Here is a 12,585-nt window from a genome sequence, read left to right on the forward strand (position 1 = left end):
GTTTGCTTTTACTGAGATGAAAAAACTACTTCCTGCTGCTCTGTTGCTGTGTGCCTTACAGTTGAATGCCCAGCAACAGAAGGGGTGTGTGCTTACAGATGCCACGTTAACACGGTATGTGGAAGTATTTAACGCTACCGATACACAGGATGTACAGAATTATATACCTGACAGTAAAGCGCTTGCTTTTATGAAGGCCAATGTGCCTTTACTGGAATGTCCGGATTCTACCATAGAAAAGATATATTATTACCGCTGGTGGACGTTGCGCAAGCATCTGAAGCAAACACCAGACGGGTTTATATTCACTGAGTTTATTACGCCGGTAAAACATGCTGGCAAACACAATTCTGTAAGCAGTGGCCTGGGGCATCATATTTATGAAGCCCGCTGGTTGCGTGATACACAGTATCTGAATGATTATGTGCGCTTCTGGCTGCAGAAGGATAAAACCTTTAAAGCGCCCCGCCTCCACGGCTTTAGCGGCTGGGTGGAAGATGCGGTGTATCAGCTGTATAAAGTAAACATGAATAAGGCGTTTATCCGTAACCTGTATCCGGATATGGATACCGACTATGTAGGCTGGGAGCAGGAGCGTGGGTTGGCGAGTGGATTGTTCTGGCAGTACGATGTAAAGGATGCCATGGAAGAATCTATCAGTGGCGGCCGGAAAGTACAGAACCGCCGCCCCAGCATTAACAGTTATATGTATGGTAACGCCATGGCTATGGCTGCCATGGCAAATCTGTTACAGAAGCCTGATGTAGCTGCTGCTTACAACAGCAAGGCTACGGCATTGCGTAAAGTAATACAGGATAGTTTGTGGGATGCCTCAGCTTCTTTTTATAAAACCAGATTACAGAACGGGCAGCTATCTGATGCGCGGGAAGCCATCGGGTTTACGCCCTGGTATTTTTGCCTGCCACCGGATAAAGCGGAGTTGGGCAATGCCTGGTTGCAGTTAACAGATACATCCGGCTTTATGGCTCCCTGGGGTTTAACTACTGCGGAAAGAAGGCATCCTTTATTCCGTACACATGGTTCAGGACATTCCTGCGAATGGGATGGTGCTGTATGGCCTTTTGCTTCTTCACAAACATTGAAAGGTTTTGCTAATCTGTTAAACTATTACCGCAAATATCCGAAGCAGCTGAATAGTGCAGTTTTTTTAGGTGCAGTGCATCAGTATGCACTTTCTCATCAGAAAAACGGACAGCCTTATATTGGCGAGTATCAGGATGAAAGAAATGGCTATTGGCTGAAGGGGGATAATGCACGCAGTAGCTTTTATAACCACTCTACTTTCTGCGATATTATAATCAGCGATCTTATTGGTTTGAAGCCGCGGGTAGATAATACGCTGGAGGTTGCACCGTTATTGCCTGAGAAAAGCTGGGAATGGTTTTGTCTGGATAAGGTTTTGTATCACGGACACGATATTACCATTCTATGGGATAAAACCGGCAGCAAATATGGGAAAGGCAAAGGTTTGCAGATTTGGGTGGATGGTAAAAAAGTTGCGCAAAGCAGTAAATTGAAACGCATTACCGTAAAGCTGTAAACCATGAAAAAGAACCTGTTATCTGTACGCAATTGCGCTGCTGTACTGGCTTTGGTGGTAAGCTTGCCTGCTATATCGCAGGATAATAACCTGTTGCTCTGGTATAAAAAGCCTGCTACTAAATGGACAGAGGCACTACCCATAGGTAACGGACGTTTGGGAGGTATGGTGTATGGTGGTGTTGCGGAAGAGCATATTCAACTGAATGAATCTACCTTATGGACGGGCAGGCCACGCAACTATAACCGGCAGCATGCTGTGCAATATCTGGAGCCGATACGCACGCTGTTACGGCAAGGCAAACAAGGTGAAGCAGAAAAGCTGGCGGCGGAACAGTTTATGGGGATGAAAAGTGTGGATGACAGTGTATACGCCCAACGGAAAAGAACCTGGTTGAAACAGGTGAGCAGCCAGACGCAGTGGTCGCAGCCCGGTGTTGCAGATAAACTGTGGGATAGTATTCGTTTACCTATGCTGAACGGATGGGAAGCCATGGGGCTGGATGGATTGGATGGTGCTGTGTGGTTTAGGACCAGCTTTGAATTACCGGCCGCCTGGCAGGGGAAAGAGCTGGTACTGGCTTTGGGTAAAATACGCGATATGGATTATACCTATGTCAACGGTAAGATGGTAGCAGCAGGAGAGGGTATTAACACCAAAAGAGTGTACGCTATACCGGCTGCAGCGTTGAAGCCCGGAAAGAACGTACTGGCTATACAGGTAATTAACTTTTACGATAAAGGTGGCTTTGCCGGCGTGAAAAGCGATGAACGTATTTTAGCGGTTTACCCTAAAGGCGCAACTGCTGAATCGGGTATAGCTTTATCCAACGTATGGAAATATAAAATTCAGAACGCAACGCCGCCTGAGTTTCCACAATATCAGGCCAGATACCAACCGTTGGGGGATGTGTATTTCCGCTTTCCGGTAACCGGCGAAGTGGAAGAGTATAAAAGAGATCTGGATCTTGCCACAGCTACTGCGCATGTACAGTATAAAGCAGGCGGTGTGCAATACAAACGTAGTTATTTTGTAAGTGCGCCGCACCGTGCTATGGTGGCACGCTTTACGGCAGATAAGCCCGGTGCCCTGAATGTAGAGGCTTTGCTGGGTACCTCACACAAGGCCTGGCAGGTAAAACAAGTAGATGCGCGCACACTGGCATTTGAGATACAGGTAAAGGATGGGGCTTTGCGGGGTACCAGTTATATGCGGGTGTTTGCCCAAAAAGGCAGTTTGGCTGTGAAGGCCGGCAGGCTGGTTGTAAAAGGCGCAGATGCCGTTACCTTCTATATCACTGCTGCCACTAATTTCAAAAACTATCAGGATGTATCCGGCAACCCGGCTGCTATCTGTAAAACTGCTTTACAGGCCATCGGGGAAAAGGACTTTACCAGCGTAGAGGCTGCACATCTGAAAGATTATCAAAGTCTTTTCAATGCGTTTAGCTTATCGTTCGGCGGTGGTAATCGTACTGATTTATCTACTGATGAGCGCATAAGGCAATATTCACCTGCTGCCGACCCGGGCTTGCTAAGTTTGTATACGCAGTATGGGCGTTATTTGTTGATTTCTTCATCCAGACCTGGCGGGCAGGCTGCTAATTTACAGGGCATCTGGAATGAGTTACTTACGCCACCATGGGGTAGTAAGTATACCACCAATATTAATCTGCAAATGAATTACTGGCCGGCAGATGTATTGAATTTGTCAGGCTGTACCGCACCGCTTTTTGATCTGATAGCAGAAGCAGGTGAAGCAGGGGAGCAGACGGCTAAAGAATATTATGGAGCACCGGGCTGGGTACTGCACCATAATACCGATATATGGCGGGGTACTGCACCTATTAATGCTTCTAATCACGGTATTTGGGTAACAGGTGCAGCGTGGCTGTGCCATCATATATGGGATCATTATCAGTTTACACAGGATACTGCTTTTTTAAGAAAGTATTATCCTTTAATGAAATCGGCAGCTTCCTTCTTCAACAGCTTTCTGGTAAAAGACGCGGCAACAGGCAAAATCATCAGCACGCCTTCCAACTCTCCTGAGCATGGTGGTTTGGTGGCAGGACCTACGATGGATCATCAGATTATCCGGGACTTATATAAAGCGTGTATTGCAGCAGCAGCTGTGCTGAAGGTAGATAGCGATAGCAGTATCCGCTGGCAGCAACAGTACGATGCCATTGCGCCTAATATTATAGGTAGGTATGGCCAGTTGCAGGAGTGGATGAAAGATGTGGATGATACTTCGGATACACACCGGCATGTGTCGCACTTATGGGGTGTATATCCCGGAACAGATATCACCTGGCAAACACCGGAACAGATGAAGGCTGCCCGTCAGTCACTTCTCTATCGGGGTGATGGTGGTACCGGGTGGAGCCTTGCCTGGAAAGTAAACCTGTGGGCCCGTTTTCTGGAGGGCGACCATGCTTTACTCATATTGTCGAACCTGCTTGCACCTGCTGAGAAGGAAGGGAAGGAGCAGGGTGGGGTATATAGCAACCTGATGGATGCACATCCACCTTTTCAGATAGATGGCAACTTTGGTGGTGCAGCCGGGTTAGCAGAAATGCTGGTACAGAGTCAGGGTGAAGGCATTGTATTGCTGCCTGCGTTACCAGCAGCTTTAGCAGAAGGCCAGGTTAGTGGAATTAAAGCCAGGGGTGGTTTTGTACTACAACTGGTATGGCAACAGCAGCGCCTGCAGAAGGTAGTGGTAACTTCACTTGCAGGTAAAACCTGCAAGCTGATTTATAAGGGAAAAGAGAAAAGCTTTGCTACCAAAGCTGGTCAGGAATATGTAATGGAAGGCTGGTAAACTTCAGCCAGTACTTTGTTTATCTGTTTCAGGTGGCGCTGTTGATGTGCACACAGGAAGCGAAAAATATCGCCGGTTTTCAGCTTCAGTACAGGAAGTATGGAAACCGGTATTTTTATGGCATGTAGGTCTTTACCCGCTGCCTGTTGCAGTAATGTTAACAACTGCTCCTGATGGTTGATAAATGATTGTAGCACAGCCTTTGCATCGGGTTTGGGCGCAGGTAAGTGTTGCTTTGCTGCTTTCATTTTCTTTTGTGCAACACACTCCTGAGCGGGTTGTATCAGCTTTGTAAAATAATTCCCCAGCCAGCCCGGATGAAAGGCAGCAGAGGAGGTTTGCGGGCTTTGCGCCAGTGCGTTGGTTAACAAAGGGAGATAATAATTGCAGTAGGTATTCAGGTGTTCCAGTACCTGTGCAACGCTCCAGCCACCTTGTACAGGATTTTGCTGCAATGTCTTTTGTGCTGCAGAGAGCTGACGGGCAAATGACAGCAGTTGCCTGGTTTCGTCTTCCAGTGTTTGTAATAAAAGCTTGCTATTCAGGGTTTGCATTTTCACTTCTTTTATAAAGCAAAGCTATTTTGCCGGTGAGTGGAAAATCATGGTATTTCCCATGATTTTATAACCTTACGGTTGCCAGTAGTTTGCTAAAGGTGCTTGCATCAATACCCAGATATGAAGCCAGGTATTTGTGAGATACCAGTTGCAGCATATGTGGGCTGCGGGTAAGCAGTTTGCGGAACTTTTGTTCGGCATTGCAGGTAAGCAGTTCTGTTTGCCGTTCCAGGGCTCCTTTTAGCGCCAGTGCAGTAGCCATGCGCAACCAGCGTTCGCCAACCGGGTGTTGCTGAATAAACTGCTGCAGTTGCTGCCAGGAAGTGCGCAGCAGTTTGCTGGGTGTAAGCGTTTCCATAAAGTAAAGGGAAGGTGTTTGGGTAAGAAAAGAATCCGCTATGCCGGAGAAGGAGTAGGGGTATGTGAATACTATAGTGGCTTCCTGCCCGTTTTCTCCGGTGTAAAAAGCGCGTTGTACACCTTCCAGTACAAAGTACAGATATCGTTCTGTTTCGTCAGCAGTTGTTAGTACCTCTTTGCGCTTATAAGAAACTGGCTGCCATATGCCGGCAAAATGTTCCCATTCTTCGCCGGAAAACGGATGAATGGCAGCTACTATTTTGTGCAGTTCCTGTAATGAATCGGCCTTTTGCATAAATGAAAATAGGCAATTCCTGCACTTACAAAAAAAGCCCGGCCAGGCCGGGCTTTGAATCGGGGGAATGCAAAGAGTTACCTTTTATAATAACTCTTTTTTGCCTGCAAAATTGTATTGTCACGCTCTCTTTTCAGCGCTTTTACTTCGTTTCTTCTCTCTTTACGGCTAAGGCCGTCATCGGCTCTGGCTGAGGCAATTTTGTCGGCATAATCATGCTTAATGTCTTCAATCTGCAGATCCAGTTTAGACGGACGCTGTGTATACCCACCGTACGGATAACCATACGGATAGCCGTAGCCGAAAGGCATACCAAAGCCGTAATACGCACCAAAAGGATAGAAGCCTCCTGCTGAAACGATAACGCGGGTACCTCCTCCTCTGTAACCTCCCCTGAATCCGCCACCATGTCTTTGAGCGGATACGCCTGACACCATTGCGAGAGCGAGCAATATTGCTAGAATCTTCTTCATAACTGGTTGTTTTTTAGTTCCACATATAAGACGTAAAAAGGAGCAAAAAATTACATGGCAGAAGGGGTTATAACAATTGTGTAACAAATGAGAAAGTGTTCGTATGTGATAAGGGCAGTTTCCTGGTTTTTAATGCTAAACAGATGTGATTTAATGTTAATGATATGGTGCGGGGGTTGAGAAACTGCTGGCAGATATTATAAAATAATTTATTTATGATTAATAACATGCGCGCGAATGGTAAGGGTTTTGGATGAAACATAAAAACTGTAAAATATTTTTTGCTAACTGCGTTTCGCTTCTATATTCGCATCACGAATAAAATCCGTATAAAACTTAACTGTTATGAAAACACCATGTTTAATGCGCCTGCACAGGCGTAAATGGTATCTGACTGTATTGTTGGTATTTGCGCTGATTTTCTCCGCTGCTTTTTCTGCAAAAGCACAAACTGCCCTCGTTTCCGGAGATATTGCCTTTACAGGTTATCTGGTTCGTACATCACCCACTGCTGATACCGTTAGTTTTGTTGTACTGAAAGCATCGGGTATTACTGCCGGCACAGAAATTCTATTTACAGATAATGGATGGTTGCCTTCTCAGGTGGGCAGGGAAGGGGGAGAGGGAATTGCCAAATGGACTGCCGGCCGCGATCTGCGTTACGGCGAACAGGTAAAAATGATAGTTAGTTCTACCCCCTCTTCCGATAAGGGTACTGTTACCCGTTTGTCAGGAGCTTTTGATCTTTCCACTTCTGGTGACCAGTTGTTTGCTTTTACCGGCACCTGGCCTTCGCCAACGGTGTTACTGGCTGGTTTACATTACAACAAAAACGCTGGAACCACGCAACAGGGCTGGGATGTTACCAGTGTGGCAACGGGTGCAAGCGAACTGTCTGTTTATCCCAACACTTTATGCAGTACCTGTGGAGTATGGGTTAGAGACCCGAATACCGCTCAGCTGAAAACAACCATTGGTGGTTTTTATTCGGCTGGCTATAACGCTACTCCCGGGGTGTTGCGTGGTATGGTGAATGACAATGCCAACTGGAACAATACTTTCAGTTCTATAAATGTGGCACCCATCTGGCGGCTACCACCTGCTATTGTTTTGCCTGATACGCCAGATACGCCGGGTGGCACAGATACTACCAGTACGCCTGAGCCCGACACCAGCGCGCCGTATGTAATAGCGGTAGCTTCCGATATGCCTGATGGTGTTTACCGGGCTGGCGATGAAATCAATATCAAAGTGTATTTTAACAGGAATGTAGTGGTGAATACCTCAGCAGGTAGTCCGTATCTGCTGTTGAATGTGGGCAATCATGCCAGCAGGGCCGTTTATGTAACAGGTTCCTGTGGCAGTGCCCTTACTTTTTTGTACACGGTGCAGCCGGGAGATACTTCTTTGAAGCTGGATTACCTGGCAACTGATGCACTCAGGCTTAACAGCGGTACCATACAGGATGCCACGGCGAAAAATGCTACGCTGCAGTTGCCGGGCAGGGGGGCTACACTTGCCAACCAGCGGGCTCTGATTATTAACGCGGTTGCGCCACAGGTAACGCCGTTTCAAAGCTTTTCTGCAGACAGGCTGGCCGCTGCGGGAACGGTGGCAGGCACAGTAAAAGCTACTTCCAAAGGCCCTGTTGGGGTAGTGTTGGGCAACTGGACTATTATGCAAGGCAATGTACAGGGTGCTTTTGCCATACACCCCGCTACCGGCGAGCTTAAAGTGGCCAATGAGAATGCTTTACACAACCCGGATATAACAGGCTTTAGCCTGATGGTTACGGTAAGTGATGGCGTAAACACTTCTGCGCCGGAAGAGGTAATGGTTTTGTTAAGAGAAGCATCGCTGGAGGATACCATCCGCTTTACAGCGGATACACTTTATGAAAACAGGAACGGGGCACAGGCAGGTAAGCTGGCGCTTACTTCCGGTAACGCGGGCGTATACAGCCTGGTTGCCGGAGCAGGTGATACCGACAACAGTTTGTTTTCCATTTCTGGCAACACCTTACAAACGGCTGCTGCGCTGGATTATGAGCAGCAACAACAATACCATGTGCGGGTAAGGGCCACCTTGCAGGCGCGCTATGTAGATACAGCGCTGGTGATAGTAGTACATAACGTGAACGAGCCTCCGGTGATAGATGCTGTGGCAAACCAGGTAGTTTGTGAAAATGCCGGAATGAGCGTACTGCCGCTTACGGGTATAACCTGCGGACCGGAAGGGGATGAATGTGTAACGGTAGCTGTACATACCAACAACCCGGGATTATTTGCCCAGCTGATAGTGATACGGGATTCTGATGGCACAACGGTGCTCAGGTATAAAGTGAAAGATAGTACCTCCGGACAAGCCCTTGTTACCATTACTGTAAAAGACAATGGCGGCACTGCTAATGGCGGTGTGGATAGTGTAACCACTTCCTTTACCATCACTGCCAAACCAGCGGGAAAGGTTACTATTACTGCCGGTGGCAATACCACTCTCTCGGAGAATGAATCGGTAACACTTACTGCTACTGCTGCTGATATTTCAGGTGGGTATCAATGGTTATTAAACGGGCAGGCTGTAACGGATGCTACTGCTGCGAGCTATAAAGTAACGGCCGCACATCCGGGTGCTTACCAGTGTTCTGTAACCAGTACGGAAGGATGTGTAGCCACATCCAACATAATACCGGTAACGCAGGCAAATGCTACTGCCAGCCTGATGGTGTTTCCTAACCCTACAACCGGAAGATTGTCGGTAATGTTTACCGGTTATCCGGAACGCTACATGCTGCTGGTGGTGCATAACAGTGCGGGTGCGGAAGTGTTGCGGAAGAGAATATGGCACGGCAGTGACACACAGAAAGACGAACTCGATTTATCTGGCTTTGCAGCTGGTATGTATATAATTGAACTGATAACGGATAAGGGTGAGCAGGTAACTACCACCAACGTTATCAAAAACTAGCTTCTCGCACTTTGAGAGGAATTGGATAACCGCCCGCCTGTTCTCAGGTGGGCTATTTTTTGCCACAGCTTGTAAAAGCACATGGAAACTGCTGATATTTTGAGATGCATGCGGGATTTTTTGATATGGATGGGGAGTATGCTGATTTGGCTGCGCTTCATTGTAAGTTACCGTGCGCATATTTGAATATGGCTGACTACTCAGTCATATGCCGGGATAGTTACATGGGTATGAAGAGAAGTGCAGTTGGTATGTTGGTGGTGCAGCGGCATATGAATGGGAGACGCCAGTGTGTTTGTCTGGTACATGGCTGTTGGGGTACAGCAGGCCAGTGTATTACTCAGGCAACTGTTCCGGAGATGTAACCGGTGGAAAAACTTGCGAAGGTAACTGGTTGTAATGTTCAGCTGATTTAGTGAGTTCTGTACGGGTATGGCTGAAGAGCTACGATACTCCAGGGGCTGGTGAAAGTGCTTCAAGGGAGCTGTCGGCCAACTGAATAAGCCTCAATGGTCCATCGTTATCGTATTCAGGTGATTAGGTTAACGAAGCTGGTACCTGAACGGGTGATTCGGGTAGCTTAAGGAATGCTACACATATGAAAAATTGTGGCTGTTGTGTTCCGCAAGGCCGTGCAGGTGTGTGTGATGGGTGAGTAGCCAGAGGAAAAACTACACCGGCTATTGCCTGCCGGATGCAGCCAGCCGCTGCAATTTTTCCGGCGTTGCGCTTTGAGTACGCACCGGAAACAGAAAATAGGCAAACAGGTGAAATACCATATACCGTCAGTAGAAGGAAGAAAAAAGAACAACAGAGGGGGTAAAGAAAAAAAAGTTCACAAAAAGAGAACTTCTAAAAAGAAAAAAGTAACTTTGTTATGAAAGTTCATTTGATACGAAAAGAAACGATAGAGTCTTTTGCCAGCAGAAATACACAAAGCAGAACCGGATTCAGAGAGTTTCTTACCAAACTTAAATATGCAGATTGGGAAAGCCCATCTGATATACAGGATACTTTTTCAGGTGCAGACTTGTTAGGAAATGGATCTGACAGAGCCATTCTGAACATTGGAGGGAATAAGTATAGAATGCTTGTAAAATATGTCTTCGGAGATAAACAGGTTCATTTGTTTATCTGCTGGATTGGTACACATGCGGAATATGATAAGCTCTGTAATGCCCGGGAGCAACTTAGTATTAATCACTATTAACCAGAGGAGGAAGATATGGAAACGCTTAAATACAAAGTAATTACCAGCAAAGTTCAGTACAAAGAATACTGCAATATACTGGAGCAGCTTGTTTATTCGTCTTCAAAAGACAGAAATGTGAAAGATGAAATAGCCTTGTTAACGGTGCTTATTGAAAAATGGGATGCAGAGCATAACACTTTTGCAGAGCTCGATCCCATTCAGCTATTGCATTCTCTTATCAGAGATCATAATTTGAAAGCCAAAGACCTTGTTGATATTTTGGGGGTAAGCAAAGGGTATATCTCAGATATTTTAAATTATAAAAAAGGGCTTTCAAAAGAAGTAATAAGGAAGTTGTCTGAACATTTCAAAATATCTCAGGAGGCTTTGAACCGGCCTTATCAGTTAGTGTTAGCTGAGAGTTTCCGTTCGGGAGATGCAAGTGTTGCAAGCTCTGCTGAAGAGCTGGAAAGTGCTTAGCTATTACTGGTGTGAAATAATTGATGCAGCCTGAGTTTGTTATTGTACTGGCTCAGCCTGCATCAACTTAGTTATGCCCCGTTTTGCCGGTTAAACGATCTATTGCTTCGCGGTAAACAGCACCTACCGGTATTTCCATTTCATTAATAAATACGCTGTTCTTGCGTACGGAGGTGATACTGTCTACCGAAACAATAAAAGATTTGTGTACACGTAAAAAGCCATCGGCAGGCAGTTCCTGTTCAATAGCCCGGATGCCCGAGCGTACAATAAGCGGTTTGGCTGTGCTTTTCAGGTGAATTTTAACATAATCGCGCAGCCCTTCAATCCATGTTATATCAGCAAACTGCACTTTTACCAGGCTGTAATCAGCATTTACAAAAAAGTAAGCAGGATGAGGTTGCGAAGTTGTGGCGGGCTGCCGGGTGGCATGCTTTAACTGATACAGTTCGTTGGCCTTATTGCAGGCTTTTATAAACCGATCCATTTCTACCGGTTTTAACAGATAGTCTACCACATCCAGATTATACCCCTCCAGCGCAAATTTTTCGTAGGCTGTAATAAGAATAACCATGGGTTTGTGTGCAAGGCTCTGAATAAACTGAATGCCAGTAAGGCCGGGCATCTGTATGTCGGCAAAGATCAGGTCAATTTCCTGCTCCTGCATCATTTTAGTGGCTTCAAAGGCGTCCTGACATTTGGCTACCAGATGCAGGTAAGGCACTTTGCTGATATAATCTTCCAGCAGGGCCAGTGCCAGGGGTTCATCATCAATGGCTATACATTGTAACATCGTGCAATTTTAATTGAAGTGAAACAGAAAACCATCCATCTTTTTCTAATATCATCATTTCATGATCGTTGCCGTACAGCAGCTTCAGCCTTCGCTTAACATTCGCCAATCCTATGCCGGAAGTTTCATCTTTGGTTTCATCCTGATTATTGCTGTACTTATTGCTGGACAGAAAATACAACTGCCGGTTGCGTACGGTAAGCTCTATATCTATCTGCGGGTTGGCTATATACGTGGTGCCATGTTTAAATGCATTTTCCACAAAGGGTATCAGCAACATAGGTTCTATTTCCAGCTGCCCATCGGGAACATCAATTTCTACGTTTACGGTTACCTTATCGCCAAAACGCAGCTGCTGCAGGTCAATATAACTTTGCAGGTATTCTACCTCCCGTTTCAGCGGTACCTTTTTTTCGTCTGACTGGTACAGCATGTACCGCATCAGTGCCGACAGCTTGAATATAGTAGGTTCCAGCTTTTCCGATTTAAGCCTTACCAGTGCTACTATGTTGTTAAGTACATTAAACATAAAGTGCGGGCTTATCTGGGAACGCAGAAAAGACAGCTCTGTTTTCATGTTTTCTTTTTGCCGCTCTTTTTCCAGATTCTCTTCCTTAAACTTATCGGCAATGGTGCGGTAGGCCAGGCTGGCAGCGGTATCCAGTATAAACAACACAATATTAAAATCGAGAAAGGCCAGTATGCTAAACTGGCGTGGTTCGTTTTTATCGTTAGGCATAAGGTGTGTAAACAGGAACCAGTGCATGAGCATAATTACAAACAACGCACCCAACTGAGAAAATATGTATATCGCTGTTTTTCTTTTATGTATCAGCAGCGGCACCAGTACCTCTGTGTTAAGGTAGAACAGGCCCATCCAGATAAGATTTACCAGCAGGAAAAAGCTGTTGAAAGGCGGTGGTGGGTGTTTTCCGGGGCGCAGGTTATCGTAAGAATGTCTTAAAAGATAGGGGAGCGAGAATATGAGCACCCAGGCAACCAGGTGCAGCAATATTCTCAGCCATTTGTTTTCCAGATTTAACTTCATATGTCTGTTATTAAAGGATGCAATAGCGTTGGT

At 46.1% G+C, this 12,585-nt stretch carries 10 protein-coding genes; 5 read left to right on the plus strand and 5 right to left on the minus strand.

All coding sequences use genetic code 11. The annotated features are described in order from the left end of the window. Window positions 1-16: 16 nt before the first annotated feature. Together IEY13_RS04380 and IEY13_RS04385 are read left to right on the plus strand one after the other, a co-directional pair. Window positions 17-1,561 carry an MGH1-like glycoside hydrolase domain-containing protein gene (locus IEY13_RS04380; RefSeq protein WP_229687726.1) on the plus strand — a complete coding sequence of 515 codons (1,545 nt, stop codon included), beginning with the start codon at window positions 17-19 and terminating at the stop codon, window positions 1,559-1,561. 3 nt (window positions 1,562-1,564) lie between these two features. Next, window positions 1,565-4,387, plus strand: coding sequence for a glycoside hydrolase family 95 protein (locus IEY13_RS04385; RefSeq protein ID WP_188950726.1), 2,823 nt, complete (start codon window positions 1,565-1,567; stop codon window positions 4,385-4,387). Here the strand turns inward: IEY13_RS04385 and IEY13_RS04390 are convergent. The 3 genes from IEY13_RS04390 to IEY13_RS04400 all read right to left on the minus strand — a co-directional run bounded on the left by IEY13_RS04390 (window position 4,360) and on the right by IEY13_RS04400 (window position 6,072). After that, the gene (locus IEY13_RS04390) at window positions 4,360-4,941 is read right to left on the minus strand and encodes a DinB family protein (RefSeq protein ID WP_188950727.1); all 582 of its coding nucleotides are present in this window, start codon (window positions 4,939-4,941) and stop codon (window positions 4,360-4,362) included. The genes IEY13_RS04385 and IEY13_RS04390 overlap by 28 nt on opposite strands. 67 nt (window positions 4,942-5,008) lie before the next feature. Next, window positions 5,009-5,599: a Crp/Fnr family transcriptional regulator gene (locus IEY13_RS04395; protein ID WP_188950728.1), complete on the minus strand. Its 591-nt coding sequence runs from the start codon at window positions 5,597-5,599 to the stop codon at window positions 5,009-5,011. 77 nt (window positions 5,600-5,676) lie between these two features. Then, window positions 5,677-6,072, minus strand: a complete 396-nt coding sequence (locus IEY13_RS04400; RefSeq protein ID WP_188950729.1) for a hypothetical protein — start codon at window positions 6,070-6,072, stop codon at window positions 5,677-5,679. Window positions 6,073-6,417: 345 nt separating this feature from the next. Here IEY13_RS04400 and IEY13_RS04405 point away from each other — a divergent pair, with 345 nt between their 5' ends. The 3 genes from IEY13_RS04405 to IEY13_RS04415 all read left to right on the plus strand — a co-directional run bounded on the left by IEY13_RS04405 (window position 6,418) and on the right by IEY13_RS04415 (window position 10,711). Next, window positions 6,418-9,039 carry a T9SS type A sorting domain-containing protein gene (locus IEY13_RS04405; protein WP_188950730.1) on the plus strand — a complete coding sequence of 874 codons (2,622 nt, stop codon included), beginning with the start codon at window positions 6,418-6,420 and terminating at the stop codon, window positions 9,037-9,039. A gap of 877 nt (window positions 9,040-9,916) precedes the next feature. Beyond that, window positions 9,917-10,249 carry a type II toxin-antitoxin system HigB family toxin gene (locus IEY13_RS04410; RefSeq protein ID WP_188950731.1) on the plus strand — a complete coding sequence of 111 codons (333 nt, stop codon included), beginning with the start codon at window positions 9,917-9,919 and terminating at the stop codon, window positions 10,247-10,249. Between the two features lie 15 nt (window positions 10,250-10,264). Continuing rightward, window positions 10,265-10,711 (plus strand): helix-turn-helix domain-containing protein, encoded by a 447-nt coding sequence (locus tag IEY13_RS04415; protein WP_188950732.1) that lies wholly within the window; start codon window positions 10,265-10,267, stop codon window positions 10,709-10,711. Between the two features lie 67 nt (window positions 10,712-10,778). Here the strand turns inward: IEY13_RS04415 and IEY13_RS04420 are convergent, their stop codons facing one another. Both IEY13_RS04420 and IEY13_RS04425 read right to left on the minus strand, forming a co-directional pair. Beyond that, complete coding sequence (locus IEY13_RS04420) at window positions 10,779-11,504, minus strand: LytR/AlgR family response regulator transcription factor (RefSeq protein ID WP_188950733.1); 726 nt, start codon at window positions 11,502-11,504, stop codon at window positions 10,779-10,781. Next, window positions 11,482-12,552: a sensor histidine kinase gene (locus IEY13_RS04425; protein WP_188950734.1), complete on the minus strand. Its 1,071-nt coding sequence runs from the start codon at window positions 12,550-12,552 to the stop codon at window positions 11,482-11,484. Before IEY13_RS04425 ends, IEY13_RS04420 begins: the two co-directional genes overlap by 23 nt. Between the last annotated feature and the right edge of the window lie 33 nt (window positions 12,553-12,585).

It is taken from the genome of Filimonas zeae, from assembly GCF_014641615.1.
GTDB lineage: Bacteria > Bacteroidota > Bacteroidia > Chitinophagales > Chitinophagaceae > Filimonas > Filimonas zeae.